The organism is Streptomyces sp. NPDC102274, from assembly GCF_044766385.1.
GTDB lineage: Bacteria > Actinomycetota > Actinomycetes > Streptomycetales > Streptomycetaceae > Streptomyces.
The window spans coordinates 239,057-265,349 of record NZ_JBIWLW010000001.1; the positions used below are offsets into that span (position 1 = coordinate 239,057).

Below are 26,293 nucleotides of genomic sequence, written 5' to 3' on the forward strand. Positions count from 1 at the left end.
GGAGCGGGTGCCGGGTTGGGGGTCACGGGACGACCAATGCGTCCGGGGTGTCCAGCCACACCCGCTCCTCATCCGCGTCCACGGTCAGCCCGAGGCGTTCGAACCCGGGGCGGCCTCGTTCCTCCCACCACCCGAACGCGGTCTCGACCTCGTCCCAGAGCTTCCTGGGGCCGGACCGGTAGACCTCGTACTCGTCCCGCCCCTTCTCGTAGTCGGCCGTGGCCCAACTCGTCCCGGCCGTCTCCCGTAGCCACAGGGTGTACGAGCCATCCGCGTACGGCTCCATCCACGGGAACGCGCCGGGCACCCGCGCACCGATCGCGAACATGACGGGCCACTCCCCCACCTCCTCCGGGGAGAGCGGCGTCGTACTCTTCCTGCCGTCAGCCGGCCGGCTCCGGCCGTTCAGGTACTCGCGGACGTGCTTGCGCACGGCTCGCCGGGCGCGCAGGCGCATGAACGCCGATGAGCCGACGAACGGTCCCGACGCGGTGCCGTCGTCGGCCACCCTCAGACGAGCGATCGCCTCTCCTCCGTACGTCGGGCCCCACGGTGTGACGATGACTCCGCCCGGCTTGGTCTGAGCGATCCACGCACGGGGGACGCTGCCGACGGAGCACGTGGCGATGACGCGGTCGTAGGGCGCCGCCTCGGGGAAGCCTCGCGCTCCGTCACCCGCGACGGTCGTCGGGCGGTACCCGGCCGGCTCAAGGCGCTCGCGCGCGTCGCGTGCGCTCGCTTCGTCGACCTCGACCGTCACCACGTTCTCGTCGCCCAGCCGATGGGACAGCAGAGCCGCGTTCCAGCCGGTGCCGGTACCGATCTCCAGGACGCGCTGACCGGAGGCTGGCGGCCTGGAAAGGGTTCACTCTCCCGAGTACTTATGGCGCGGCGTGTTCAGCTGGACACTGTCTGCGACGGCTCTCGGATCGAGTGAGCCGGTCGGGCCTGTCGAGACCCGTTCGCGGGTTTCGCCATCGCCCCCCTGTCGCCTCGCAGACCACGGCATCGAATCGTGGATGCACACCGGAAAGGATTGCTTGACATGCGCAAGACAAAGAGATCATTACTGGGCGCGGCCGTCGTCGCCGTCGCCGTTCTGACAGCTCTGAGTGCCGGGCCGGCGCAGGGCGCGTCGGATGGGGACAAGGAGCGGGAGACCTCCGGCGCGTCCGCCGCGAAGGACGACAGCCTCGCCCCGGACCGGGGCTCTGCCGCCGAGGTCGTCTCGTCGCCCAGTGCGGAGGCGGCGCTGACGGAGATCCAGCGGAGGATCGCCAACTACGTCGACACGCACGGCACCACGTACACGTTCGGCAGCTACGTGGACCACACCACCGGGAAGATTGTCCTCGAAACGGACGCGCCCGCGAGCCTCGTGTCCACGTTGACCGATCTGTCCGACGCGCCGGCCGATGAGAACCAGGCCGCCACCGACGTACGGGTGCGCGCCACGGCCGTGTCCGACACGTTCAGCCGTCGTGACGACTCGCCGCCGTTCTACGGCGGTGGCGGCATCACGTCCGGGGGCGGTCTGTGTTCCTCCGGATACGCGGTGCGGAACTCCGCCGGGACCACGTTCTCGACCACCGCGGGACACTGCTTCGCCAACGGCGCCACCGTCCTGACCGAGTCCGGCAGGTTCACCTACGGCACCGTCTCCAACCGGCGCCTGCCCACGGTCACCGGCGAGCCCATGGACGTCGAACTCATCGGCGGCCAGAGCTACTCGGGCCGTACGTTCACCGGTGGCGTCGACAGCAACACCAGCATCCCGGTGGTCTCGGCCGGTGGCGCCTCCGTCGGCTACAACGCCTACTGTCACAGCGGCCGGACCACCGGCGAGCAGTGCGGTCACACGGCGACCAGCATCTCCGGGCAGGTGTGCACGGCAACCGGCTGCAAGTCGCCGGTCATCGTCTACACGGGTGGCCTCATCCAGCAGGGCGGTGACTCGGGCGCGCCCTTCTACGCCAAGAACAGCTCGGGCTCGTTCATCCGCGGTCACTCCATCGCGAGCAGCGGTGACGGCTCCACGGGATACGTCCAGCCGTGGACGGTCGTGGCTCCCGCGCTGGGGGTGAGCATCGTGACCGGCTGAGCCGGCAGCCCACGCCCGTGGTGTTCCCGGCCTGCCGTTCGTCGCCCGGTCACCGCACCTCCAGTGACCACGGCCCGCCGAAGGACTCCGTACCCGCCCCGTCGTCCGGGGTGAACACCACCCGCGCGTACAGCTCGTAGGTCCCCGGGCGTACCCGCCCTCCGCCCGGGTCGCAGGACACGAGTGCGGCCTCGCCGGGAAGACGTTCTGCCTTCCCCGCGGTGAGATCCCATCGGATGCCCATCGAGTCCTGCGCCGCCGGCACGGTCGCCACGCGGCCGTGCCGGACGAGGAACACATCGGCCCGCGGGAGCACCACGCCCCGGACGGCCACCGGGCTGGTGGCCTCGACCGTGCCGGTGACCGCCGGCTCACCGGGCGGCACGCTCGCGGGGAACCGTCCGGTCAGGGTCAGCACACCTCCGGCCGTCGGCCCGAACGGCCGCCCGCATTCAAGGACGGTGGCACCGACCGGGGGCGTGGCGGGCGCGGGAGCCATGGTCACCTGCTCCTGGCGCGGGATCCGGGGCTCATGTGACGATGCCCAACTGCCGTGCGGCCGTGAGCCACTGAGGGAATTCGCCGGTCAGCCGGTCGTACAGGACGGCGTCCTCGACCCGGCGCGGGTCCTTGCCCGCGTGGAAGAACCCGGCGTTGTCGACGCGCCGTTTCGCCGGGACGGCGAGGTCGTCGAGCTTGCGAAGGAAGTCGAACTGTTTGCTCTCCGGGTCGCCGAAGCCGATGAACTGCCAGAACAGCGGCAGTTCGGCCGCCTTGCAGAGATACCGCTCGGCGGCCGGCTTGCTGATCGGGCCGCCGTCCGTCTGGAAGACCACCAGGGCGGGGGCGGTCGAACCACTGTCCAGGTAGTGGTCGATGACGGCGTCCATGGCCAGGTGGTAGCTGGTCCTGCCCATATGGCCGAGTCCGGCGACGATCGCGTCGATCCGGCCGTGGTGGTCGGTCAGCGAGATGTCCGACTCCGCGTCGATGTCCGTGGAGAAGAGGACGACGGGCACGACGCCGTCGTCGTCCAGATGCGCGGAGAGCCCCAACACCCGGTCGGCCAGGGCCTGGACGCTGCCGTCCTTGTAGTACTCCCGCATCGAGCCCGAGTAGTCGAGCACCAGGTAGACGGCCGCGCGCTGTCCGCTCAGGCCGTTCTTCGTCAGCGAGACCGCCGCGCTCTTGTAGAGGCTGACGAGCGCCGGGGCCGTCTCCTCGACCTTCCGGAGACTGATGGCAGCTCCGGCCGGGGCGGGGGCGGTGACCATGCGCGGTCCCCTTCGGTCGACGCGATGCGGGTGCCGCGATTATGTCACCGGCGGCTGCGTCCGGTTCTCCTCAGCCGTCTCCCGCTCTCCCCCGTCTCCCGCTCTCCCCGTCTCCGCTCTCCCCCTGCCCGACGCATGCACCGGCTGCCCGACGCATGCCACGGCGCCTGCCATCGGTCCGGTCGGGGACTGGGGCAGGCGCCGCGTCTTGCGGGAAGGCCCGGGAGACGCTCCCCGGGCCGACACCGCCCGTACGCCGTTGTACGGGAGCCTTGAGTGAAACAGGTGACCCCGGTGACCTTGAGGGGGAAACCGGTGACGTATCAGACCGTCAGCGCACGGTCCGTCGGACGGATCGGGGCCGGCAGATCACTCGTGCCGGTCAGCATCCGGTCCACGCCGCGCGCCGCCGAGCGGCCCTCGGCGATCGCCCACACGATCAGGGACTGGCCGCGGCCCGCGTCCCCGGCCACATACACGCCGGGCACGTTGGTCGCGAAGTCCGCGTCACGCGCGATGTTCCCACGCTCGTCCAGCTCCAGGCCGAACTGCTCGACCAGGCCGTTCTCCTGGTCGGTGCCGGTGAAGCCCATGGCGAGCGTGACCAGCTGGGCCGGGATCTTCCGTTCCGTGCCCGGCTTCTGCTCCAGCTTGCCGCCCTTGAACTCCACCTCGACCAGGTGCAGGAACTGGACGTTGCCGTCCGCGTCGCCCTCGAAGTGGGTGGTGGAAACGGAGTAGACCCGCTCGCCGCCCTCCTCGTGCGCGGAGGTGACCTTGTAGAGCATCGGGAAGGTCGGCCACGGCTGGTGCGCGGCGCGCTCCTCGCCCGGCCTCGGCATGATCTCCAGCTGGGTGACGGAGGCGGCGCCCTGGCGGTGTGCCGTACCGACGCAGTCCGCGCCGGTGTCGCCACCGCCGATGACCACGACGTGCTTGCCCTCGGCGGAGATCGGGGAGACCGTCAGATCGCCCTCCCGCACCTTGTTGGAGAGCGGCAGGTACTCCATCGCGAAGTGGATGCCGTTCAGCTCACGGCCCGGGACGGGCAGATCGCGCGAGACGGTGGCGCCCGCGGCGATCACGACGGCGTCGTACCGCTTGCGCAGCTTCGTCGCGTCGATGTCCCGGCCGATCTCGATCTCGGTACGGAACTTGGTGCCCTCCGCGCGCATCTGCTCGATACGGCGGTTGATGTGCGACTTCTCCATCTTGAACTCGGGGATGCCGTACCGCAGCAGTCCGCCGATCCGGTCGGCGCGCTCGTACACCGCGACGGTGTGACCGGCCCGGGTCAGCTGCTGGGCGGCGGCCAGTCCCGCCGGGCCCGAGCCGATGACGGCGACGGTCTTGCCGGAGAGCCGCTCCGGCGGCTGCGGGGTGACATCACCGCTGTCCCACGCCTTGTCGATGATCGAGACTTCGACGTTCTTGATGGTGACGGCGGGCTGGTTGATCGCGAGGACGCACGCCGACTCGCAGGGGGCCGGGCAGAGCCGCCCGGTGAACTCCGGGAAGTTGTTGGTGGCGTGCAGCCGCTCGCTCGCGGCCGTCCAGTCCTCGCGGTACGCGTAGTCGTTCCACTCGGGGATCAGATTCCCCAGCGGACAGCCGTTGTGACAGAAGGGGATGCCGCAGTCCATGCAGCGTCCGGCCTGCTTGCTGATGATCGGGAGCAGCGAGCCCGGAACGTAGACCTCGTTCCAGTCCTTGACGCGCTCCTCGGCGGGACGGGTCCTGGCGACCTCGCGGCCGGTGGTGAGAAAGCCCTTCGGGTCAGCCATTGATCGCCGCCTCCATCATCTTCTCGGTGGTCTCGGTCTCCGAGAGACCGGCCAGCTCGGCGGCGTCCTTGGCGGCGAGCACTGCCTTGTACGTGGTCGGGATGATCTTGCTGAAGCGGTCCACCGCGGTGTCCCACTCGGCGAGCAGCTTCTCCGCGACGGTGGAGCCCGTCTCCTCCTGGTGGCGGCGCACCACATCGTGCAGCCACTGCTTGTCGGTGTCGTCGAGCGGTTCGACGGCGCCCAGGTTGCCGGCGTTGACACTGTCGGTGTCGAGGTCGATGACGTACGCGACACCGCCCGACATACCGGCCGCGAAGTTGCGGCCCGTCTCGCCGAGGACGACGGCGTGGCCGCCGGTCATGTACTCGCAGCCGTGGTCGCCCACGCCCTCGGAGACGACGGTGGCGCCGGAGTTGCGGACGCAGAAGCGCTCGCCGGTACGGCCGCGCAGGAAGAGTTCGCCGCCGGTGGCGCCGTAGGCGATGGTGTTGCCCGCGATGGTGGAGTACTCCGCGAGGTGGTCGGCGCCGCGGTCGGGCCGTACGACGACCCGGCCGCCGGAGAGGCCCTTGCCGACGTAGTCGTTGGCGTCGCCCTCCAGGCGCAGCGTGACACCGCTCGGCAGGAACGCGCCGAAGGACTGGCCGGCGGAGCCGGTGAAGGTGATGTCGATGGTGTCGTCGGGCAGGCCGGCGCCACCGAACTTCTTGGTCACCTGGTTGCCGAGCATGGTGCCGACGGTCCGGTTGATGTTCCGGATGCCGATCTGGGCGCGTACGGGCTGGGCGGCCTCGGCGCTCTCGGCGCTCAGGGCGTCGGCGGCGAGCTTGATCAGCTCGTTGTCGAGCGCCTTCTCCAGGCCGTGGTCCTGGCCGATGACCTGGTGGCGTACGGCGTTCTCGGGCAGCGCGGGCACATGGAAGAGCGGCTTCAGGTCGAGGCCCTGCGCCTTCCAGTGGTTCACGGCCCGCTCGGTGTCGAGCAGTTCGGCGTGGCCGACGGCCTCTTCGAGCGTACGGAAGCCCAGCTCGGCGAGGAGTTCACGGACCTCCTCGGCGATGAACCGGAAGAAGTTGACGATGTACTCGGCCTTGCCGGAGAACCGCTCGCGCAGCACCGGGTTCTGGGTGGCGATGCCCACCGGGCAGGTGTCCAGATGGCAGACGCGCATCATGACGCAGCCGGAGACGACGAGCGGCGCGGTCGCGAAACCGAACTCCTCGGCGCCCAGCAGCGCGGCGATGACGACATCGCGGCCGGTCTTCAGCTGGCCGTCGGTCTGGACGACGATGCGGTCGCGCAGGCCGTTGAGCAGCAGGGTCTGCTGGGTCTCGGCGAGGCCCAGCTCCCAGGGGCCGCCCGCGTGCTTGAGCGAGGTGAGCGGCGAGGCGCCCGTACCGCCGTCGTGTCCGGAGATCAGAACGACATCGGCGTGCGCCTTGGAGACACCCGCGGCGACGGTGCCGACGCCGACCTCGGAGACCAGCTTCACATGGATGCGGGCCTGCGGGTTGGCGTTCTTCAGGTCGTGGATCAGCTGGGCGAGATCCTCGATGGAGTAGATGTCGTGGTGCGGCGGCGGGGAGATCAGACCGACGCCCGGGGTGGAGTGCCGGGTCTTGGCGACCCACGGGTAGACCTTGTGGCCGGGCAGCTGGCCGCCCTCGCCGGGCTTGGCGCCCTGCGCCATCTTGATCTGGATGTCGTCGGCGTTGACCAGGTACTCGCTGGTGACACCGAAGCGGCCGGAGGCGACCTGCTTGATGGAGGAGCGGCGGGCCGGGTCGTAGAGCCGGTCCGCGTCCTCGCCGCCCTCACCGGTGTTGGACTTGCCGCCCAGCTGGTTCATGGCGATGGCGAGGGTTTCGTGCGCCTCGCGGGAGATCGAGCCGTACGACATGGCGCCGGTGGAGAAGCGCTTGACGATCTCGGAGGCGGGCTCGACCTCGTCCAGCGGGACCGGCGTACGGCCGGAGGCGAAGTTGAACAGGCCGCGCAGCGTCATCAGCCGCTCGGACTGCTCGTTCACCCGGCTCGTGTACTGCTTGAAGATGTCGTAGCTGCGTGAGCGCGTGGCGTGCTGGAGCCGGAAGACGGTCTCCGGGTCGAAGAGGTGCGGCTCGCCCTCACGGCGCCACTGGTACTCGCCGCCGATCTCCAGCGTGCGGTGGGTCGCGGAGATCCCGGAGGCCGGGTAGCCCTTGGCGTGCCGGGCGGCGACCTCCTCGGCGACGACATCGAGACCGGCGCCGCCGATCTTGGTGGCGGTGCCGTTGAAGTACTTGTCGACGAAGGACTGGTCCAGGCCGACGGCCTCGAAGACCTGCGCGCCCCGGTAGGAGGCGACGGTGGAGATGCCCATCTTGGACATCACCTTCAGGACGCCCTTGCCGAGCGCGTAGATCAGGTTCCTGATCGCCTGCTCGGGCGCCAGGCCCTCGATGAACGTACCGGCGCGGACCAGGTCCTCGACGCTCTCCATGGCGAGGTACGGGTTGACGGCGGCGGCGCCGTAGCCGATGAGCAGCGCGACATGGTGCACCTCACGGACGTCACCGGCCTCGATCAGCAGCCCGACCTGGGTGCGCTGCTTGGTGCGGATGAGGTGGTGGTGCACGGCGGCGGTCAGCAGCAGCGAGGGCATCGGGGCGTGCTCGGCGTCGGAGTGCCGGTCGGAGAGCACGATGATCCGGGCGCCGCTCTCGATCGCGGCGTCGGTCTCGGCGCAGATCTCGTCGATGCGGGTGGCGAGGGCGTCACCGCCGCCGCCGACCCGGTAGAGACCGGAGAGCGTGGCGGCCTTCATGCCGGGCATGTCGCCGTCAGCGTTTATGTGGACGAGCTTGGCCAGCTCGTCGTTGTCGATCACCGGAAAGGGCAGGGTGACGCTGCGGCAGGACGCGGCGGTCGGCTCCAGCAGATTGCCCTGCGGGCCGAGCCAGGAGCGCAGCGAGGTGACGAGCTCCTCGCGGATGGCGTCCAGCGGCGGGTTGGTGACCTGCGCGAAGAGCTGGGTGAAGTAGTCGAAGAGCAGCCGGGGCCGGGCGGAGAGCGCGGCGATCGGCGAGTCCGTCCCCATGGAGCCGATCGGCTCGGCGCCGGCCCGTGCCATCGGCGCGAGCAGGACGCGCAGCTCCTCCTCGGTGTAGCCGAAGGTCTGCTGGCGGCGGGTGACGGAGGCGTGCGTGTGCACGATGTGCTCGCGCTCGGGCAGGTCCGACAGCTCGATCTCGCCGGTCTCCAGCCACTCCTGGTACGGCTGCTCGGCGGCGAGGGACGCCTTGATCTCGTCGTCCTCGATGATGCGGTGTTCGGCGGTGTCGACGAGGAACATCCGGCCGGGCTGGAGGCGGCCCTTGCGGACGACCTTGGAGGGGTCGATGTCGAGGACGCCGACCTCGGAGGAGAGGACGACGAGCCCTTCGTCGGTCACCCAGTAGCGGCCCGGACGCAGTCCGTTGCGGTCGAGGACCGCGCCGACCTGGGTGCCGTCGGTGAAGGTGACACAGGCGGGGCCGTCCCAGGGCTCCATCATCGTGGCGTGGAACTGGTAGAAGGCGCGCCGGGCCGGGTCCATGGACTCGTGGTTCTCCCACGCCTCGGGGACCATCATCAGCACGGAGTGCGGCAGCGACCGGCCGCCGAGGTGGATCAGCTCAAGGACCTCGTCGAAGGACGCGGAGTCGGAGGCGGCCGGCGTACAGACGGGGAAGATCCGCTCCAGCGCCTCGGTACCGCCGCGTCCATTGTCGGCGGAGCCGAACGTCCCGGAAGCCAGCTGCGACTCGCGGGCGCGCATCCAGTTGCGGTTGCCCATGACCGTGTTGATCTCGCCGTTGTGCGCGACGAAGCGGTACGGGTGGGCGAGCGGCCAGCTCGGGAAGGTGTTCGTGGAGAACCGCGAGTGGACCAGCGCGATCGCGGTCGCGAAGCGGCGGTCGGAGAGGTCCGGGAAGAACGGCTCCAGCTGCCCGGTGGTGAGCATGCCCTTGTAGACGATCGTCCGGGCGGAGAGGGACGGGAAGTAGACCCCGGCCTCGCGCTCGGCGCGCTTGCGCAGCAGGAACGCCTTGCGGTCCAGGGCGATGCCCGCGTTCGTACCGTCCGCCACGAACAGCTGGCGGAAGGCCGGCATCGTCGAGCGGGCGGTGGAGCCGAGCAGCGCGGGGGCGACGGGGACCTCGCGCCAGCCGAGGACGTTCAGACCCTCCTCGGCGGCGATCGTCTCGATGCGTGAGACGGCCTCGGTGGCGTCGTCGGCGGGCAGGAAGCCGGTGCCGACGGCGTACGATCCGGCCTCGGGCAGTGCGAAACCGGCGACCTCGCGCAGGAAGGCGTCCGGTACCTGGAGGAGGATTCCGGCGCCGTCACCGGAGTCCGGCTCGGAGCCGGTGGCGCCGCGGTGTTCGAGATTGCGCAGTACGGTCAGCGCCTGCTCCACCAGCGCATGGCTGGCTACACCGGTGAGGGTGGCCACGAACCCGACACCACAGGCGTCGTGCTCGTTACGGGGGTCGTACATCCCTTGCGGGGCGGGGCGACCGTCCATGGGCGACCAGGCGTGGGAACGCATCGGCTCTCCCGTCGTCGTCGTGGCATATGCGAGTACCGAGGGACGACGTTGGCCCTCCAAAGAAATTTCGTGCAGGTTACATGATGGGCAGCTTCTCGGGAAGCGGATAGCGTGTTCCAACATGTGGACACCGCGCATAGCGGTGGATGGGGGAGCAGACGGACAGATCGACGTCCGGTCGGCAGGGGCGGAGCAGGCTTCGTTGCCCGCGGCGCCTACGGCTCATGCCCGGTGATTACCGACTCGAAACCGCCGGGTAACGGCTGCTGGTATGGCGCTGGCAAAGTGTCGCATCCCTGAGGCCGGAACGCGCGGGGACATGCTCGGGGGACATACGTTGCAGGGCGGGCGTTTCCGCCCGCCGCCCTCGGGGGCTCTGTCCAGGTTAGAGCCTCGCTCCCGGATTCGGGATGGTCCCGGCCAGGGAAAAGTCCCGCCCCAGGGTCTGTCCGCAGATCGTCGCTAGAGGGCGGCGCCGAACAGGGCTCCGAGCCCGTAGGTGAGCGCCGCGGCCGTTCCGCCGAGGAACAGCTGCCGCAGCCCGCTGTACCACCAGCTGCGCGCCGTCACCCGCGCCACCAGCGCACCGCAGGCGAAGAGCCCGGCCAGCGCGAGCAGCACGGCGGGCCACAGCACGGTGGCGCCGAGCAGATACGGCAGTACGGGCAGCAGCGCGCCCAGGGCGAACGAGCCGAACGACGACACGGCGGCGACCAGCGGCGACGGCAGATCGTCCGGGTCGACCCCCAGCTCCTCGCGCGCGTGTATCTCCAGCGCCTGCTCGGGGTCCTTCGAGAGCTGCTCGGCCACCTCGCGGGCGAGCGCGGGCTCCACGCCGCGTGACACATAGAGCGCGGCCAGCTCCTCCAGCTCGTCGGCGGGGTACTTCCGCAGCTCCCCGCGCTCCACCTCCAGCTCGGCCTGGACCAGCTCACGCTGGGAGGCGACCGAGGTGTACTCGCCCGCGGCCATCGAGAAGGCACCGGCCGCCAGGCCCGCGAGCCCGGTGATCACGATCGTCTGCTGGGAGACGGCGCCGCCCGCGACACCGGTCATCAGCGCCAGGTTGGAGACCAGGCCGTCCATCGCGCCGAACACCGCGGGACGCAGCCAGCCGCCGTTCACATCGCGATGCGTGTGGTTGTCACGGTGCGCCTCGTGAAGCGTTGCCTCGGTGTCGATGATGGACATGCCTCTCCCCTGAATCTCGGGGGCGGATTCCGGTCCGTCCAAGACCGGTGCCACCCCTCCCAACGCTTCGAAAATACGCACGAAAAACGGCTCCCGCCAGCAAGGAAGGCCGTACTTACCGGCCTTGGGCCGCGCCACGGCACAGATGTCACCCGGGTGACAGCGGGCTTTCCCTGACTCCCCCGGCCCTCCGTGTGGCACAGATGCGTCAGACACGGATGCGGTGTCACAGGCTCGCGCGAAAGGGCCACACCATGGAGTCAGTCCCTCGCGATCCCGCGGTCGACGCGGTCGCGGTACTCCGAGACCGGGCGCGCGGTGCCCTGCTCGGGCTCGCCGTCGGCGACGCGATCGGCGCCCCGGCGGAGAACATGCGGCCCTCCGAGATCCGCCGCCGCTGGGGCCGTATCGAAGGGTTCGTGGCCGACAGCCCCGCGGGCACCGACGACACCGAGTACGCGATCTTCTCCGGGCTCCTGCTCGCCAGGCACGGCTCGGCCCTGACCGTCGCGCATGTGGAGAACGCCTGGCACCACTGGCTCGCGGACCATGACGAGGGCCCTTTCCGCGGGGCCGGTTTCAGCGAGCGCGGCACGCTGGAGAATCTGCGGCGCGGACTCGCGGCGCCCATCACGGCCCAGCACCGGCACGCCTGGAGCGACGGGCTCGCGATGCGCGCCGCGCCGTTCGGCGTCTTCGCCGCGGGCCGCCCCGAGGAGGCCGCCCGGCTGGTCGCCGTCGACGGCCGGGTCAGCCACGACGGCGAGGGCATCTACGGCGGCCGGGCGGTGGCGGCCGGGGTCGCCGCCGCGATGGGCGGCGCCGGTCCCGCCTCGGTGATCGCCGCGGCGCTCTCCGTGGTCCCGATGGACTCCTGGACGGCCCGCACCCTGCGCCGCGGGGTCGTCGCCGCGCAGCGGGCGTACCCCGACACCCTCACGATGGAGCGCGCCGTCCGCTCCTCGGTGGTCATCGGCGGCTACCCCTGGACCGACCTGGCCCCCGAGGCGGTCGGCCTGGCCTTCGGCGCGTTCGCGGCGGCGCGCGGGGACTTCCGTACGTCGGTCCTGACGGCGGTCAACATGGGCCGGGACGCCGACACCACCGCGGCGGTCGCGGGCGCCCTGGCGGGGGCGATGTCGGGGGCGGCGGCGATCCCCGGGGAGTGGTCCTCGGTCATCGGCCCGGTCCGGGGCAGCTGCCTGCCCTCGATGCGCGGCTACCACGTACTGGACATCGCGGACCTGCTCATGCCGGACTACGACGAAAGGGTGGCGTCATGACAGCGAACGAGTGGGCCCGGTCCCGCGAGGACAGCGCCTGGGCCGAGGCACCACACGCGCCGGAGCCCCCCGGCGACCCGTACGCGGCGGCCGATGGCCGCTCCCCCGACGTCGTCCCCCTCCGCCGGATCGAGGGGCTGCTCCTCGGGCTCGCCGCCGGGGACGCCGCCGGGTGGCCCGCCGCCCGGCACCGGGCCGCGCGGATGCCCGAGTGGACGCGCCGGCTCACCCGGGAGCTGGACACCTTCGCCGAGCAGAACGCGACCACCACCCTGCCCGTGCCCATCGCGCTCAACCAGCCCCCCGAGCCGCTCAGACTCGGCCCCTCCGACGACGCCGAGTGGGCCGCCTTCGCCGCCGAGTCCGTGCTCACCGCCGCCGGTGAGCTCTTCCGTCATCTGGGCGCCGACCGCCGGATGCGGGCCGCCGTCGATCTCGCGTGGAACTCCCTCGCCTGCGAGATCGCCGCCGCGGCGGCCCGCGCGCCCGAGGTGGAGTCGGCCGTGCCACCCCTGCGGGCGCGGATCTCCGTACGCGCGGGCCTCGGGAACCTCGCCACCGGGCTGCGCCCGCCCGCCACCGGACATGACAACCCGCACTACTTCGACGACGCCGCCTGCGTACGGGCCGCCGTGCTCGCCGTCGTCCACCCCGGCGATCCGGCCGCCGCCGCCGAACTCGCCGAGTTCGACGCCCGGTACACCCAGGACGGCGACGGGGTGCACGGCGCCCGCGCCATGGCCGCGGCCGTCGCGACCGCGCTCGGCGGCGGGGACACCGAGGCCGCCGTGGCGGCCGCTCTCGACCAGCTGCCCGAGCCCACGGAGATCGGCCGCAACGCCCGCCACGCCGTCAAGCTGGCCCGCGACTTCGCCGGTGAACGGGCCGGTGCCTTCGCGCTCGTACCGCTGCTCGAACATCAGATCGTCGACCACGTCTACAGCTACGGCATCGCCGCGGCCGAGACCGTCCCGGTCGCCCTCGCCCTGGCCCTCGCCGCCGGTGGCGGTGTCGCGGGAGCGGTGCCCGCCGCCGCCTGTCTGTCCAGGGTCGCCGACTCCGCGCCCGCCCTGGCCGGCGCGCTGACCGGGGCGCTCGGCGGGGGCGACGCCGTACCGGCCACCTGGCGGGACGCCTGCCGGACCCTGGCGGGGTGTGCGCTTCCCCGGCTCGCCGGGACCGATCTCGTCGAACTCGCCGGACTGCTCGCAGCCACGGAACTGACCACTCCGGGTGGACAATTCCGACATGACACCACAGTCCGGCACGACAGCACAGTCGGGTACGACAGCACAGGCCGGTATGACACCGCGGAGCGCGCCCGCGACGACGCTCCCCCTCACTGACCGGATCACCGGCTGTCTGATCGGCGCGGCCGTCGGTGACGCGCTCGGCGGTCCGGTCGAGGGGTACTCCCCCGAGCAGATCGTGGAACGGCACGGCGGCCGGGTGACCGGCATCGTCGGACCGTGGAACGAGGACTGGCGCACCGCCCGCCCGCTCGCCCCGTACCACAAGGGCGACGGACACATCACCGACGACACCCTGATGACGCACGCGCTGATCCGGGTGTACGAGAAGGTCCGCGACCATCTCGACGCGTACGCGGTCGCCGACCATCTCGTGCCCGACCTGATCTCCACCCCCCGCTGGATCCCCGAGCTGGAGGCCGAGGCGCTGCCGCTCCAGCGGATCTTCCTCGCCGAGAAGTGGCTGGTCACCCGGTTGCACTACGGGCATGTCGATCCGCGCGAGGCGGGCACCGGAAACATCGTCAACTGCGGTGCGGCGATGTACATGGCACCCATCGGTCTGGTCAACGCGGCGCATCCGGCCGCCGCCTACGCCGAGGCGATCGAGGTCGCGGGCGCCCACCAGTCCTCGTACGGACGGGAGGCGGCGGGGGTGTTCGCCGCCGCCGTGGCCGCCGCGTGTCTGCCGGACGCCACACCCGCGTCGGTGGTGGCGACCTGTCTGGGTCTGGCGAAGGACGGCACGCGCGCGGCGATCGAGGCGGTGTGCAAGGTGGCCGCCCGGCACCGCGACACGGAATCCGCGCTGCGCGGGCTGCGCGAGGCGGTCACGCCGTACGACACGGTCGGCCCGCACTACCGCGCGCCGTCGCTCGGCGCCCGCCGCCCCTCCCGGCTGCACTCCATCGAGGAACTCCCCATCGCGCTCGGCATGTTGCTGATCGGCGCGGGCGACTACGGCCGTACGGTCCTCGGCTCGGTCAACTACGGCCGGGACTGCGACTCGATCGCCACCATGAGCGGCGCGCTCGCCGGGGCGCTGGGCGGCGAGGCGGCCGTCCCCGCCGAGTGGGCGCGGGACGTGGCCGAGGCGAGCCGCCTCGATCTGCACGCCCCGGCGCGGGAGCTGACGAAGGTCGCGTACGAGGTGTTCGCCCGCGACGCGGAACGGCGCCGGGCGCACGAGGCCGCCTTCATCGAGCTGACGGCGTCCCAGGTGACGTCCCCTCACCTCGCCTCGTCCGGGCAACCGGCGGGCGTGCGATGACGGACCTGCGTCTGACCTGGGTACAGCCCGAGGACCTGATCGGTCATGAACTGCGCCAGGCCGCGCAGGACGGCCGCGACGCGACCGGGATCGCCGAGCGCTGGCACGCGGCGGGCGGGCGGCCCGCCCCGGACCGCGCGGGTGCCTCTCCCGTACCGCCCACCCCTCAACTACGTTTACTGGCAACCGAGTTGCTCGATGAAATGGCCTTGCTGCCCACGCCCCTCGCGGACGCGGAACCGACGGACCTGCCCGCGATCAGAGCCGCGTGCCCCTCCTGGCCGGACACCCCGCGTGAGCCGTCGCCCGCCCTCTCCGTCCCCCGGCTGCACGCCGCCTGGCTCGGCCGGGCCGTGGGCTGTCTGCTGGGCAAACCCGTCGAGGGGCTCCCCCTCTCCGGCATCCGGGCCCTCGCCCGCGCCACCGGCAACTGGCCGCTGCGCACCTGGTTCACGGCCGAGGGGGTGCCGGACGATCTCGCCCGCGCGTACCCGTGGAACCGCCGCTCCGCCCCGACCTCGCTCGCCGAGAACATCGACGGGATGCCGGAGGACGACGATCTCAACTACCCCTTGCTCACCGTGCTTCTGCTCCGGCGCCACGGCCGCGGCTTCACCACCGCCGATGTCGCCCGGCTCTGGCTCGACGAGCTGCCCGCCGGATGTACGTTCACCGCCGAGCGCGTCGCGTACCGCAATCTGCTCGCCGGGATCGAGCCGCCGGAGACCGCCCGGTACCGCAATCCGTTCCGGGAGTGGATCGGGGCGGCCATCCGCGCCGACGTCCACGGCTGGACCAACCCCGGCGACCCGGCGACCGCCGCCGCGCAGGCGCACCGGGAGGCGACGCTCACCCATACGGCGAACGGGGTGTACGGAGCGATGTTCGTCGCGGCCGTCATCGCCGCCGCGGCCCGCGCCGCCGAGGTGCACGGCTGTCTGAGGGCCGGGCTGTCCGTCGTACCGCCGCGCTCCCGCCTAGCCGAAGCCGTCGCCTTCGGGATCGAATCCGCCCGCGCCCACCGGGACTTCGAGACCGTGGCCGACGCCCTGCACGCCGCGTACGGCCACTACCACTGGATCCATGTCCTGCCCAACGCCGCGCTGCTGGCCGCCGCGCTGACCCATGCGGACGGCGACTTCAGCGGCTCCGTCCGCCGTGTGGTGTCCGGGGGCTGGGACACCGACTCGAACGGCGCGACGGCCGGATCCGTCGCCGGACTGCTGGCCGGCCATCCGGCCGGGCTGCCCGAGCGCTGGACCGCCCCGCTCAAGAACCGGCTCGCCACCTCCGTCGCCGGGTTCGACGGCGTCGGCTTCGACGCCCTCGCCGAACTGACCCGCGCCGCGGCCCACGACCCGGCCGAGAAGGAGCCCCAGAGGGAGGGGCGTCGCCCATGAGCGGCATCGTGGTGCTCGGCAGCGCCAATATGGATCTCGTCGTGTATGTCGCGCACGCCCCGAAGCACGGGGAGACCGTGACCGGCCGGGAGTTCCGCACGGTTCCCGGCGGAAAGGGCGCCAACCAGGCCGTCGCCGCCGCCCGAGTGGGCGGTGAGGTCGCGTTGATCGGCGCGGTCGGCGCGGACGAGTACGGAGAGCTGCTGCGGCACACCCTCGAAGCCTCCGGGGTCGACACGGATCTCCTGCGCACCCACATGGGCGCCTCGGGCACCGCCCATATCGTGGTCGACGACGAGGGCGGCAACGCGATCGTCGTGATCCCGGGGGCGAACGGCACGGTCAGCGGGCTCGGCCCCGGCGACGAGACCGTGATCGCCGCCGCCGACGCCCTGCTCCTCCAGCTCGAACTGCCCCTGAGCGCCGTACTGGAAGGCGCGGAGGCGGCGCGCCGGCACTCCGTACGCACCGTCCTCACCCCGGCGCCCGCCCAGCCCCTGCCGCCCGAACTCCTCGCCGCCGTCGATCTGCTGGTCCCCAACGAGCACGAGGCGGCCATCCTCACCGGGATCGCCGCCCCGCACGCGGCGGCCGAGGCCCTGCTCCAGCAGGTCCCCGAGGTCGTGATCACCATGGGAGCGGCGGGGAGTCTGTACGCGGCCCGTGACACGGCGCCCGTCGCGGTGACCGCGCCCCGGGTGCCCGCCGTGGACACCACCGGCGCCGGTGACACCTATGTGGGCGCTCTCGCCGTCGCGCTCTGCGAGGGCCGCCCCATGCCCGAGGCGATGCGCTGGGCGTCGGCCGCCGCCGCGCTCTGCGTGCAGCGCCCCGGGGCGTCCACGTCCATGCCGTACCGCACCGAGATCGAGGTCCGATGACCGCGCACGCCCCCAGCAGCCCCGCCCCCGGACGGCCCGCCCTCCGGCAGCCCGCCTCCCGACAGCCCGGACCCGGACAGCCCGGACCCGGCCGATCCGCCGCCCCGCCCGTACCCGGCACACCCGCCCCGCCCCTCGCCGGTCTGCGCGTCCTCGACCTCGCGACGCTCTTCGCGGGCCCGCTCGCCGCCACCATGCTCGGTGACTTCGGCGCCGAGGTGATCAAGATCGAGCACCCCACCCGCCCCGACCCTTCGCGCGGACATGGCCCCGCGAAGGACGGCGTGGGCCTGTGGTGGAAGCTCCTCGGCCGGAACAAGCGCCCCATCACCCTCGATCTCTCCACCCCGGGCGGCCGTGATCTGCTGCTCAGGCTCGCCGCCGGGGCCGATGTGATCATCGAGAACTTCCGGCCGGGCACCCTGGAGAAATGGGGCCTCGGCTGGGAGGAGCTCTCCGCCGCCAACCCCCGGCTCGTGCTCGCGCGGGTGACGGGCTTCGGGCAGTTCGGCCCGTACTCCCACCGCCCGGGGTTCGGCACCCTCGCCGAGGCCATGAGCGGGTTCGCCGCCGTCACGGGCGAGCCGGACGGACCGCCCACCCTGCCGCCCTTCGGGCTGGCCGACTCGATCGCCGCGCTGGCCACGGCGTACGCGGTGATGACGGCGCTCAGCGGCCGGGCCGTCACGGACCGTGGCCAGGTGGTGGATCTGGCGATCATCGAGCCGATCCTCACCGTCCTCGGCCCGCAGCCGCTCTGGTACGACCAGCTCGGCTATGTACAGCCACGCACCGGCAACCGCTCCCGCAACAACGCCCCGCGCAACACGTACCGCACGGCCGACGGCTCCTGGCTGGCGGTCTCCACCTCCGCGCAGTCCATCGCCGAACGCGTGATGCGTCTGGTGGGCCGACCGGAGCTGGTCGCGGAGCCGTGGTTCACCACCGGCGGCGGGCGCGCGGACCACGCGGACGTGCTGGACGACGCCGTCGGCGACTGGATGGCCCGGCACACCCGCGAGGAGGCCATGGCCGAGTTCGAGAAGGCCGAGGCCGCGATCGCACCCGTCTACGACATCCGCGACGTCATGGCGGACCCCCAGTACCGGGCCCTGGACACCGTCACCGAGGTCCCCGACCCGGAACTGGGGCCGCTCAGGATGCAGAACGTCCTCTTCCGGCTCTCCGAGACCCCCGGCGCCATCCGCTGGGCGGGCCGCCCGCACGGCGCGGACACCGACAGCGTCCTGGCAGAGCTGGGTCTGTCGCGGTCCGAGGTCGCCGCGCTCCGCTCCGCCGGTGCGCTGTGACGGCGCCGCTCATCTGGTCGACCCCTCTCACCTGGCTCTATGTGCCCGGGGACCGTCCGGAGGTGATGGCGAAGGCGCTGTCCTGCGGCGCGGATGTCGTGATCGTCGACCTGGAGGACGCGGTGGCGCCGGACCGCGGGGAGTACGCGCGCGCCGCCACCGCCGAGTTCCTCTCGTCCACCCACGAGACCCCGGTCCATGTCCGGATCGCCGACGAACGGGACCTGCCGGTCCTGGTCGGCCTCCCGGGACTGTCCGGGCTGCGCGTTCCGAAGGTCGACCACGCCTCGGACATCCACCGCGTCGCGTCGCGCGCGCCCGATGTCGCGCTCTACGCGCTGCTCGAATCGGCCCTCGCCGTGGAACACGCCCACGCCATCGCCGCCGCCCACCCGGCGGTCCGCGGCATCGCCCTGGGCGAGGCGGATCTCCGCGCCGATCTGGGGGTACGGGACGACGCGGGCCTGGACTGGTCACGCGGCCGGACCGTGGTCGCGGCCCGCGCGGCGGGTCTGGCACCGCCCGCGCAGTCGGTCCACCCCGACGTACAGGACCTGGACGGTCTCGCGGCGTCCTGCCTCCGCGGCAGGGCACTGGGGTTCGTCGGCAGGGCGGCGATCCACCCACGCCAGCTGCCGGTCATCGAGCGGGCGTATCTGCCCACGGCCCGGGAGATCGTCGAGGCCGAGGAGATCATCGAGGCGGCGGCGGCCGACGCGGGAGCCCACGCGCTGCCCGACGGCCGTTTCGTGGACGCGGCGATCGTGGCGGCGGCGCACAGAACCCTCTCACTGGCCGCCCGCCGGTGACCCGCCTGGCGGCCCTTGGGGCGTGTCGCGAAAGCAGCGCTGTCCGCCCGACAGGTTCTCAGCCGCGCCCGTCCGTGGCCGCGCCGGACACCGAATCCTCCGCCTTCTCGGCGGCTCCGGACGCCTCGGCGGCTACCGCGACCTGACCGGAGTCGGTCCCCGCGGATTCCTCGGCGTCGGCGTCCTTCCCCGAGGCGTCGGCGCCCTTGTCCGGTTCCACGATCTCCTCGCGGCCCGGCCGCAGCTTGCTGGAGACCACCAGATAGACAACGGCGAGGACGAAGATGATCATCGCGGTCCACAGATTGAGCCGGAGGCCCAGGATGTGGTGCGCCTCGTCGACCCGCATGTACTCGATCCAGGCGCGGCCCGCGCAGTACGCCGCGACATAGAGCGCGAAGACCCGTCCGTGTCCGAGCTTGAAGCGACGCTCGGCCCAGATGACCAGTGCGGCGACCCCGAGGCACCACAGGGACTCGTACAGGAACGTCGGGTGGTAGAGGCCGGCCTCCCGGTTGGGGCCCTCGCTGATCTTCAGCGCCCACGGCACATCGGTCGGCCTGCCGTACAGCTCCTGGTTGAACCAGTTTCCCCAGCGCCCGACGGCCTGCGCGATGGCGAGGCCCGGGGCCAGCGTGTCGGCGTACGGCGGAAGCGCGATCCCCCGGCGGCGGCAGCCGATCCACGCGCCCACCGCGCCCAGCATCACCGCGCCCCAGATGCCGAGGCCGCCTTCCCAGATCTTGAAGGCGTCGACCCAGTTGCGCCCCTCACCGAAGTACAGCTCGTAGTCGGTGATGACGTGGTACAGCCGGCCGCCGAGCAGACCGAACGGTACGGCCCAGACGGCGATGTCCGTGGTCGTTCCCGGCTTGCCGCCACGGGCGACCCAACGCCGGTTGACGATCCAGAGGGCGATGAACAACCCGACGAGAATGGCGAAGGCATAGCCGCGCAACGGAAGCGGTCCGAGGTGGATCACTCCGGTCGACGGACTGGGAATGTAAGCGAGGTCCATGGCAGGACCGACGCTACAGTGCCGGACGGGACCTACGGCAACCCGCCCGGCAACTTCTGCATAACGAGCTCAGGCCGACGGGGTCCCCGCGGGCGTCGGTTCGACCGGGATCGAGGAGGGCGCGGACGGGGTGGTCATACCCGCCTTCTTGCCCTTGTTGGCCTCCTTGACCCACTTCCTCAGATTGTCGGGCGTGATGTTCTCGGCGCCCTTCTTCGGGAAGACCGGCTCACCGTTGAGCAGCACGGTCGGCGTCCCGGAGAAACCACCCGTCCGGAACGCCTCCGCGGACTTGTTCACCCAGTCGTCGTGCTTGCCGCCGTCCACGCACTCCCGGAAGCCGGGCGCGGACTCCAGCCCGTCGACCTTGCCCGCCAGATCCAGCAGATGACTGTTCTTGGCGAAGGCGTCGTCCGTCTCCGCCGGCTGGTTCTGGTAGAGCACATCGTGGTACGGGGCGAATTCACCGGCGTCTTGCGCGCACGCCGCCGCGTTGGCCGCGCGCAGCGAGCCCGTACCGCCCATGTTGCCGTCGATGATCGTGGCGAGGTGGTACTCGACCTTGAGCTCCCCCGCCTTCTCCAGCTGCTGGATCGTGCTCCTGAAGCCGTTCTCGAACTGGGCGCAGGCCGGGCAGCGGAAGTCCTCCCATACCGTGAGCGTGGACGGCGCGTCCGTCGCTCCCACGGGGATCGCCAGATCGTCCTTGCCCGTCAGTCCCGACGGCGCGCTGACCGGGCCCCCCGCGCTGTCGGTCTTGTCCTTGCCGACATTCGCGACGACCAGCCCCACCACCGCGACGAGGCCGAGGACCCCCACCACCGCCGCGGAGACGACCAGGGTCCGCCGGCGCTTCTCCCGCGACCTGTCCGCGACACGTTCCTGCTGGAGCCGCTCTCTCGCGCTCCGTTTTACCTCACGGTTCTTCTCGCTCACGCCCACAGCAACGAACCGGGGAGGCGCCTACGCACCTCCCCGGTCCCAGGTCCACCCGTACGGGTGTGGTCACCCGTCAGCGCTTGCGAACGCCCTCGGCCAGCTCACCCGCGAGCGCGCGCACCGCGGCCAGCGCCGCCACCTCGTCCTCCGCGTCCAGCATCCGCTTCACGAACGCGGATCCGACGATCACACCGTCCGCGAATCCGGCGACCTCGGCCGCCTGCTCCGCGTTGGACACCCCGAGCCCGACACAGACCGGCAGCCCGGTCGTGGCGCGCGTACGCCCCACCAGATTCCTGGCCTCCAGGCCCACCGAGGCACGCGTGCCGGTGACGCCCATCAGCGACGCCGCGTACACGAAGCCGCTGCCCGCCGCCGTGATCTTCGCCAGCCGCTCGTCCCTGCTGCTCGGAGCCACCACGAACACGGTCGCCAGCCCGTGCTTCTCGGCGTGCTCGCGCCATAGCGCGGACTCCTGCACGGGCAGATCCGGCAGAATGCACCCGGCGCCGCCCGCCTCGGCCAGCTCGGCGGTGAACCGCTCGATCCCGTACCGGTCGATCGGATTCCAGTACGTCATCACGAGCACCGGCTTACCGCTCGCCTCGTACGCCTCGCGGACCGTACGCATCACATCCGCGATCTTCACACCGCCCCGCAGCGCGATGTCGTCGGCGGTCTGGATGACGGGCCCGTCGAGCACCGGGTCGCTGTGCGGCAGCCCCACCTCGACCACGTCCGCGCCACCGTCGAAGACGGCCTTCACCGCCTCGATCCCGCCGTCCACGGTCGGGAACCCGGCGGGAAGGTAGGCGATCAGCGCGGCGCGGTTCTCGGCCTTCGCCGCCGCGAGCGTGTCACTCAGCAGTTGGATGTTCCCGCTCACTTGGTGCCCTCCCCGTCGTACAGCCCGAAGTAACGGGCGGCCGTGTCCATGTCCTTGTCGCCGCGCCCGGACAGGTTGACGATGATCAGCCCGTCCTCGCCCAGCTCCCGCCCCACCTCCAGCACGCCGGCCAGCGCGTGCGCGCTCTCGATCGCCGGAATGATGCCCTCCGTGCGCGAGAGCAGCAACAGCGCCCGCATCGCGTCGTCATCGGTCACCGCCCGGTACTCGCCGCGCCCGCTGTCCTTGAGATACGCGTGCTCGGGGCCGATGCCGGGATAGTCGAGACCGGCCGAGATCGAGTACGGCTCGGTGATCTGGCCCTCCTCGTCCTGGAGGACGTAGGACCGCGACCCGTGCAGGATGCCGGGCTCACCGGCGGTCAGGGTGGCGGCGTGCTCCCCGCTCCCGATCCCGTGCCCGGCCGGTTCACAGCCCACCAGCCGCACATCCGTGTCGGGGATGAACGCGTGGAAGAGCCCGATCGCGTTGGACCCGCCCCCCACACACGCCACAGCGGCATCGGGGAGCCGCCCGGCCCGCTCCAGGATCTGTCGCCGTGCCTCGACGCCGATGACCCGGTGGAAGTCCCGCACCATCGCGGGGAAGGGGTGCGGCCCCGCGACCGTCCCGAACAGATAGTGCGTACGGTCCACATTGGCGACCCAGTCGCGGAACGCCTCGTTGATGGCGTCCTTCAGTGTCCGGCTCCCGGACTTCACGGGCACGACCTCGGCACCGAGCATCCGCATCCGGGCCACGTTCAGGGCCTGGCGCTCGGTGTCGATCTCGCCCATGTAGATGGTGCATTCGAGCCCGAACAGCGCACAGGCGGTCGCGGTCGCGACCCCGTGCTGCCCGGCCCCGGTCTCGGCGATGACGCGGGTCTTGCCCATCCGCTTCGTCAGCAATGCCTGCCCCAGCACATTGTTGATCTTGTGGGAGCCGGTGTGGTTCAGATCTTCCCGCTTGAGGAACACCCGAGCGCCACCGGCATGCTCGGCGAACCGCGGGACGTCGGTCAGCGCGCTGGGGCGCCCGGTGTAGTGGACCAGGAGGTCTTCGAGCTCGGCGGCGAAGGCGGGGTCGCCCTTGGCCTTCTCGTACTCGACGGCGACCTCGTCGACGGCGGCGACGAGAGCCTCGGGAATGAACTTGCCGCCGAAGGCACCGAAGTACCCTTCGGCGCTCGGGACATGACCGTCAGGGTCGGGAACAAAAAACTCGGACATCGATGAACGACTCCTCGGAGAGCGGCAGACGGGAATGACCGAATGCGCCAAGGCGAGGCAGCCCAGCACACGGCGCGGCACCGCACACACATACAACCCGCGGAGACCGCACCGCGAAGGCCACGCCTACAGCGCGGCCCCGCGCCATCGCATCCCGTTGACCTGTCCCGGCTCGTCGCCGATCACGTACCGCACCCGTCGCCCATGCACCCGCCGCGCCGGCGCACGGCACCCACGCGGGCGGCACCCCCGCGCCAGCGGTGCGTGCGGGACACACGCGAAGCCCGCGGCCGAGCGTGCGGGCGCCTGGCGTTGTGAGCACGCCTGGTGTCGGGCTGGGGCCGCAGCGCCCATCGCACTCGGCACGGGCCCCGGCATACGCACGGCAACGGAGGTCGCGGACACGGGGAGCTCAGTCCCTCCCGTGCCGCAGCGCGGGATGCGCGCCCGCCGCCACCAGATCGGCCACCGCCGACTTCGGGTCCCGCCCGGTGACCAGCGACTCACCGACCAGTACCGCGTCGGCCCCGGCGTTCGCGTACGCGATCAGGTCGTGCGGCCCGCGCACCCCCGACTCGGCGATCTTCACGATGCCGGCCGGAATCTCCGGAGCGACCCGCTCGAACGTGCTCCGGTCGACCTTCAGCGTCTTCAGATCGCGCGCGTTGACACCGATGATCTTCGCCCCGGCGTCCACGGCCCGCTCGACCTCGTCCTCGTCATGGACCTCGACGAGCGGAGTGAGCCCGATCGACTCGGCGCGCTCGATCAGCGAGACCAGCGCCGGCTGCTCCAGCGCGGAGACGATCAGCAGCACCAGGTCGGCGCCGTACGCGCGCGCCTCCCACAGCTGGTACGAGGTGACGATGAAGTCCTTGCGCAGGACCGGGATGTCGACCCTGGCGCGTACGGCCTCCAGATCGGCCAGCGAGCCGCCGAAGCGCCGCTGCTCGGTCAGTACGGAGATGACGGCGGCGCCGCCCGCCTCGTAGTCGGCGGCGAGGGCCGCGGGGTCGGCGATCGCGGCCAGCGCGCCCTTCGACGGGCTGGAGCGCTTGACCTCGCAGATCACATGGACACCCTCGCCACGCAGCGCGGCGACACCGTCCTTGGCCTGGGGCGCCTTCGCCGCGCGCTCCTTGAGTTCGCCAAGGCCCACGCGCGCCTGCCGCTCTGCGAGGTCGGCGCGTACGCCTTCGATGATCTCGTCGAGCACACTCACGCGAGCGGCCCCCTTCCGGGACTGGTTCGATTCAAGCTCGGTCGCCGACCGGATCGGCAATGGGATCAGGATCGGCCATATCGATGCTATCCGGAACTGGCCGGAGGACCCGCATCCGGTGGACCGAGCATGACACCGCCGGGACCATCATGGCGCGAGGGACGAGCCGAAGGGCAGGTTTCTGATGACGCTGAAGGCCAGGATCACCCCGCCGATGGCCCACCACCAGGCGGGCCGCAGGGTGATCGCCACGGGGAGCGCCTTCCGCGCACGTACGAGCCACACCACCCACAGGACGGCGAAGACCGGGTAGCCGACGGTGGCGAGGGCGTTGTCGCCGAGGGCGGCGATCCAGTCGCCGTGCGCGACGGCGTGGGCGCTGCGCAGCCCGCCGCAGCCGAAGCAGAGGACGCCGGTCAGGCCGTACAGCGGGCAGACCGGGTAGTGGCCGGTTTCGTTCGGGTCGACCAGCCCGACGTAGGTGAAGGCGGCGGCCACTCCCGCGAGAGTGGCGAGCGGCGGCAGCAGCCGCCGCGCCATCGACGGCTGCCCGGCGGAGGCCGCCGGAGGGACCGAGCGGTCGGGCGCGGGCACAGGCAGGGCGTCATCCACCCGGTGATTCTCCCCGCTCGTACGGAAAGACGCAGCCCGGTCTCGCCGGACTGCGCCTCGGTGCGTGTCAGTGTGCGCGGAAATCCCGGTGCACGGAAATCCCGGTGCGCGGTCCGTCAGACGGTGCGGTCCGTCAGACGGCCTGCGCCTGCGTCTGGCTCTGCGTCTCGGGACGGACCTGCGTCTCGGCGGCGCTCTCGAGCTGCTGCCTCACCGCCGCGGCCCTCGCCTGCGCCATCGCCGCCGACTCTTTCGGCATGCCCAGGCCCGCGGCCTTCATCGCCAGGCCGACGACACCACCGAGCAGGACCACGCCGATACCGGCCCAGAACCCGGGCTGATTCGCCGCCACCATGAAGACTCCCGCGATGCAGAAGCCGATGACGGAGATGGTGACGCCGGTCCAGGCGGCCGGGGTGTGTCCGTGGCTGGTGCCCGCCATGAGTTGCTCCTCGTTGCTGTTGCGCTGTGTGAGTCGGACGCTCGACTCATATTGTCCCGCATGCGGTACCCGTGAAGGCCTGTGGGGTCCATCGATGTGAGTCAGCTCTCGCGCGTGGGGTCCTCGCCCCGGTCCAGGGCCTTCCACAGGTCCTCGGGGCGGTCGGGGTCCACGGTGGGCGCCTTACCGGCCGTACGCCCGCGCCCGCCATGGCCTCCGCCGGGCCCGCCGGTGCCGGTGGGCGCGCCGGGCCGCTCGTAGCGGCCCGACATCCCCGGCCAGCGCAGCCCGTACAGCAGGGCCAGCGCCCCCGCGAGCAGGATCAGTACGCCACCGACCACGGTCACGTACGGCCACGCGGTATGGGTCAGGGCGTCGACGGTGGCGGCGCTGTCGCCGGTGGTCCTGGCGGCCTTCTCGTCGAGGGCCGTGCTGTCCGACGCGCCGAGGAACGCGGAGACGGCCGCGCCCGCGCCACTCAGCGCGAGCAGCGCCGCGACGAGGAAACGCCCCGCTCCGCGTACGGCGAAGACGGCGACGAGCGCCGCGAGACCGACGATGCCGAGCGCGGCCGGAACGCCGGTGACATCCCTGCCATCGGCGTCGAGCAGCACGGAACCACCGCCGACGGCCGCCGTGCCCTCGGCCCAGATCTGGCCGGAGGCGATCAGCGCGACGGCGGCGCCGGCGGCGCCGAGCAGCAGCGCCGCGGCGAGCGCGCGGCGGGCCCCGCCACCGCCGCTCCTGGCGGTGGCCGCGGGTCCTGCGGTACGGGGCTGGGGTACGGGTACGGCACTCACGCACCCCACTATC

At 71.7% G+C, this 26,293-nt stretch carries 22 protein-coding genes and 1 pseudogene; 8 read left to right on the forward strand and 15 right to left on the reverse strand.

Features of this window, described 5'->3' with window-relative positions:
- Window positions 1–22: 22 nt before the first annotated feature.
- A pseudogene (locus tag ACIRQP_RS01090) lies at window positions 23–832 on the reverse strand (methyltransferase domain-containing protein); the annotation flags it as partial.
- Window positions 833–1,045: 213 nt separating this feature from the next.
- On the opposite strand from ACIRQP_RS01090, the gene ACIRQP_RS01095 reads away from it, so the two are divergent.
- Window positions 1,046–2,101 (forward strand): hypothetical protein, encoded by a 1,056-nt coding sequence (locus ACIRQP_RS01095; RefSeq protein WP_403881435.1) that lies wholly within the window; start codon window positions 1,046–1,048, stop codon window positions 2,099–2,101.
- A 49-nt stretch (window positions 2,102–2,150) separates the two neighbouring features.
- Here ACIRQP_RS01095 and ACIRQP_RS01100 read toward each other — a convergent pair whose 3' ends face one another.
- From ACIRQP_RS01100 to ACIRQP_RS01120, 5 genes are all read right to left on the reverse strand, one after another.
- Window positions 2,151–2,600 carry a hypothetical protein gene (locus ACIRQP_RS01100; protein ID WP_403881437.1) on the reverse strand — a complete coding sequence of 150 codons (450 nt, stop codon included), beginning with the start codon at window positions 2,598–2,600 and terminating at the stop codon, window positions 2,151–2,153.
- Between the two features lie 31 nt (window positions 2,601–2,631).
- A complete protein-coding gene (locus tag ACIRQP_RS01105) occupies window positions 2,632–3,375 on the reverse strand; it encodes a vWA domain-containing protein (RefSeq protein WP_403881440.1) in 744 nt (247 codons plus the stop codon).
- 323 nt (window positions 3,376–3,698) lie between these two features.
- The gene (locus tag ACIRQP_RS01110) at window positions 3,699–5,159 is read right to left on the reverse strand and encodes a glutamate synthase subunit beta (RefSeq protein ID WP_403881442.1); all 1,461 of its coding nucleotides are present in this window, start codon (window positions 5,157–5,159) and stop codon (window positions 3,699–3,701) included.
- The gene (gltB, locus tag ACIRQP_RS01115; protein ID WP_403881444.1) at window positions 5,152–9,735 is read right to left on the reverse strand and encodes a glutamate synthase large subunit; all 4,584 of its coding nucleotides are present in this window, start codon (window positions 9,733–9,735) and stop codon (window positions 5,152–5,154) included. The genes ACIRQP_RS01110 and gltB overlap by 8 nt, the downstream gene beginning before the upstream one ends.
- Before the next feature lie 462 nt (window positions 9,736–10,197).
- Window positions 10,198–10,926: a VIT1/CCC1 transporter family protein gene (locus ACIRQP_RS01120; protein WP_403881447.1), complete on the reverse strand. Its 729-nt coding sequence runs from the start codon at window positions 10,924–10,926 to the stop codon at window positions 10,198–10,200.
- Between the two features lie 254 nt (window positions 10,927–11,180).
- Between ACIRQP_RS01120 and ACIRQP_RS01125 the strand changes: the two genes are divergently transcribed.
- From ACIRQP_RS01125 to ACIRQP_RS01155, 7 genes are read left to right on the forward strand one after another with little or no spacing between them, the layout of a single operon-like run.
- Window positions 11,181–12,209, forward strand: coding sequence for an ADP-ribosylglycohydrolase family protein (locus tag ACIRQP_RS01125; protein ID WP_403881450.1), 1,029 nt, complete (start codon window positions 11,181–11,183; stop codon window positions 12,207–12,209).
- Window positions 12,206–13,555: an ADP-ribosylglycohydrolase family protein gene (locus tag ACIRQP_RS01130; RefSeq protein WP_403881453.1), complete on the forward strand. Its 1,350-nt coding sequence runs from the start codon at window positions 12,206–12,208 to the stop codon at window positions 13,553–13,555. The genes ACIRQP_RS01125 and ACIRQP_RS01130 overlap by 4 nt, the downstream gene beginning before the upstream one ends.
- Entirely contained in the window at window positions 13,458–14,729 is a 1,272-nt protein-coding gene (locus ACIRQP_RS01135; RefSeq protein WP_403881456.1) for an ADP-ribosylglycohydrolase family protein, read from the forward strand. Before ACIRQP_RS01130 ends, ACIRQP_RS01135 begins: the two co-directional genes overlap by 98 nt.
- Window positions 14,726–16,129: an ADP-ribosylglycohydrolase family protein gene (locus tag ACIRQP_RS01140; protein ID WP_403881459.1), complete on the forward strand. Its 1,404-nt coding sequence runs from the start codon at window positions 14,726–14,728 to the stop codon at window positions 16,127–16,129. Before ACIRQP_RS01135 ends, ACIRQP_RS01140 begins: the two co-directional genes overlap by 4 nt.
- A complete protein-coding gene (rbsK, locus tag ACIRQP_RS01145) occupies window positions 16,126–17,010 on the forward strand; it encodes a ribokinase (protein WP_403881462.1) in 885 nt (294 codons plus the stop codon). Before ACIRQP_RS01140 ends, rbsK begins: the two co-directional genes overlap by 4 nt.
- Window positions 17,007–18,320 carry a CaiB/BaiF CoA transferase family protein gene (locus tag ACIRQP_RS01150; RefSeq protein ID WP_403881466.1) on the forward strand — a complete coding sequence of 438 codons (1,314 nt, stop codon included), beginning with the start codon at window positions 17,007–17,009 and terminating at the stop codon, window positions 18,318–18,320. Before rbsK ends, ACIRQP_RS01150 begins: the two co-directional genes overlap by 4 nt.
- 11 nt (window positions 18,321–18,331) lie before the next feature.
- A complete protein-coding gene (locus ACIRQP_RS01155; RefSeq protein WP_403882097.1) occupies window positions 18,332–19,129 on the forward strand; it encodes an HpcH/HpaI aldolase/citrate lyase family protein in 798 nt (265 codons plus the stop codon).
- 58 nt (window positions 19,130–19,187) lie between these two features.
- On the opposite strand, the gene lgt is transcribed toward ACIRQP_RS01155, so the two are convergent.
- The 9 genes from lgt to ACIRQP_RS01200 form a co-directional block, all read right to left on the reverse strand.
- Window positions 19,188–20,147 carry a prolipoprotein diacylglyceryl transferase gene (gene lgt / locus ACIRQP_RS01160; RefSeq protein ID WP_403881469.1) on the reverse strand — a complete coding sequence of 320 codons (960 nt, stop codon included), beginning with the start codon at window positions 20,145–20,147 and terminating at the stop codon, window positions 19,188–19,190.
- A 69-nt stretch (window positions 20,148–20,216) separates the two neighbouring features.
- Window positions 20,217–21,083, reverse strand: a complete 867-nt coding sequence (locus tag ACIRQP_RS01165; protein ID WP_403881472.1) for a DsbA family protein — start codon at window positions 21,081–21,083, stop codon at window positions 20,217–20,219.
- 76 nt (window positions 21,084–21,159) lie between these two features.
- Window positions 21,160–21,972, reverse strand: a complete 813-nt coding sequence (gene trpA, locus ACIRQP_RS01170; protein ID WP_403881475.1) for a tryptophan synthase subunit alpha — start codon at window positions 21,970–21,972, stop codon at window positions 21,160–21,162.
- A complete protein-coding gene (gene trpB / locus ACIRQP_RS01175; RefSeq protein WP_403881477.1) occupies window positions 21,969–23,204 on the reverse strand; it encodes a tryptophan synthase subunit beta in 1,236 nt (411 codons plus the stop codon). Before trpB ends, trpA begins: the two co-directional genes overlap by 4 nt.
- Before the next feature lie 126 nt (window positions 23,205–23,330).
- Entirely contained in the window at window positions 23,331–23,582 is a 252-nt protein-coding gene (gene trpM, locus ACIRQP_RS01180; RefSeq protein WP_403882100.1) for a tryptophan biosynthesis modulator TrpM, read from the reverse strand.
- 34 nt (window positions 23,583–23,616) lie between these two features.
- Window positions 23,617–24,426: an indole-3-glycerol phosphate synthase TrpC gene (gene trpC / locus ACIRQP_RS01185; RefSeq protein ID WP_403881479.1), complete on the reverse strand. Its 810-nt coding sequence runs from the start codon at window positions 24,424–24,426 to the stop codon at window positions 23,617–23,619.
- A gap of 147 nt (window positions 24,427–24,573) precedes the next feature.
- Window positions 24,574–25,038 (reverse strand): DUF2752 domain-containing protein, encoded by a 465-nt coding sequence (locus tag ACIRQP_RS01190; protein WP_403881481.1) that lies wholly within the window; start codon window positions 25,036–25,038, stop codon window positions 24,574–24,576.
- Window positions 25,039–25,171: 133 nt separating this feature from the next.
- Window positions 25,172–25,480, reverse strand: a complete 309-nt coding sequence (locus ACIRQP_RS01195; protein WP_403881483.1) for an HGxxPAAW family protein — start codon at window positions 25,478–25,480, stop codon at window positions 25,172–25,174.
- A 101-nt stretch (window positions 25,481–25,581) separates the two neighbouring features.
- Entirely contained in the window at window positions 25,582–26,280 is a 699-nt protein-coding gene (locus ACIRQP_RS01200) for a TIGR02234 family membrane protein (RefSeq protein WP_403881486.1), read from the reverse strand.
- Between the last annotated feature and the right edge of the window lie 13 nt (window positions 26,281–26,293).

Coding starts and splice junctions, on each gene's coding strand:
- ACIRQP_RS01095 (WP_403881435.1), top strand. CDS start 1,046: ATGCGCAAGACAAAGAGATCATTACTGGGCGCGGCCGTCGTCGCCGTC.
- ACIRQP_RS01100 (WP_403881437.1), bottom strand. CDS start 2,600: ATGGCTCCCGCGCCCGCCACGCCCCCGGTCGGTGCCACCGTCCTTGAA.
- ACIRQP_RS01105 (WP_403881440.1), bottom strand. CDS start 3,375: ATGGTCACCGCCCCCGCCCCGGCCGGAGCTGCCATCAGTCTCCGGAAG.
- ACIRQP_RS01110 (WP_403881442.1), bottom strand. CDS start 5,159: ATGGCTGACCCGAAGGGCTTTCTCACCACCGGCCGCGAGGTCGCCAGG.
- gltB (WP_403881444.1), bottom strand. CDS start 9,735: ATGCGTTCCCACGCCTGGTCGCCCATGGACGGTCGCCCCGCCCCGCAA.
- ACIRQP_RS01120 (WP_403881447.1), bottom strand. CDS start 10,926: ATGTCCATCATCGACACCGAGGCAACGCTTCACGAGGCGCACCGTGAC.
- ACIRQP_RS01125 (WP_403881450.1), top strand. CDS start 11,181: ATGGAGTCAGTCCCTCGCGATCCCGCGGTCGACGCGGTCGCGGTACTC.
- ACIRQP_RS01130 (WP_403881453.1), top strand. CDS start 12,206: ATGACAGCGAACGAGTGGGCCCGGTCCCGCGAGGACAGCGCCTGGGCC.
- ACIRQP_RS01135 (WP_403881456.1), top strand. CDS start 13,458: ATGACACCACAGTCCGGCACGACAGCACAGTCGGGTACGACAGCACAG.
- ACIRQP_RS01140 (WP_403881459.1), top strand. CDS start 14,726: ATGACGGACCTGCGTCTGACCTGGGTACAGCCCGAGGACCTGATCGGT.
- rbsK (WP_403881462.1), top strand. CDS start 16,126: ATGAGCGGCATCGTGGTGCTCGGCAGCGCCAATATGGATCTCGTCGTG.
- ACIRQP_RS01150 (WP_403881466.1), top strand. CDS start 17,007: ATGACCGCGCACGCCCCCAGCAGCCCCGCCCCCGGACGGCCCGCCCTC.
- lgt (WP_403881469.1), bottom strand. CDS start 20,147: ATGGACCTCGCTTACATTCCCAGTCCGTCGACCGGAGTGATCCACCTC.
- trpB (WP_403881477.1), bottom strand. CDS start 23,204: ATGTCCGAGTTTTTTGTTCCCGACCCTGACGGTCATGTCCCGAGCGCC.
- trpM (WP_403882100.1), bottom strand. CDS start 23,582: ATGCCGGGGCCCGTGCCGAGTGCGATGGGCGCTGCGGCCCCAGCCCGA.
- ACIRQP_RS01195 (WP_403881483.1), bottom strand. CDS start 25,480: ATGGCGGGCACCAGCCACGGACACACCCCGGCCGCCTGGACCGGCGTC.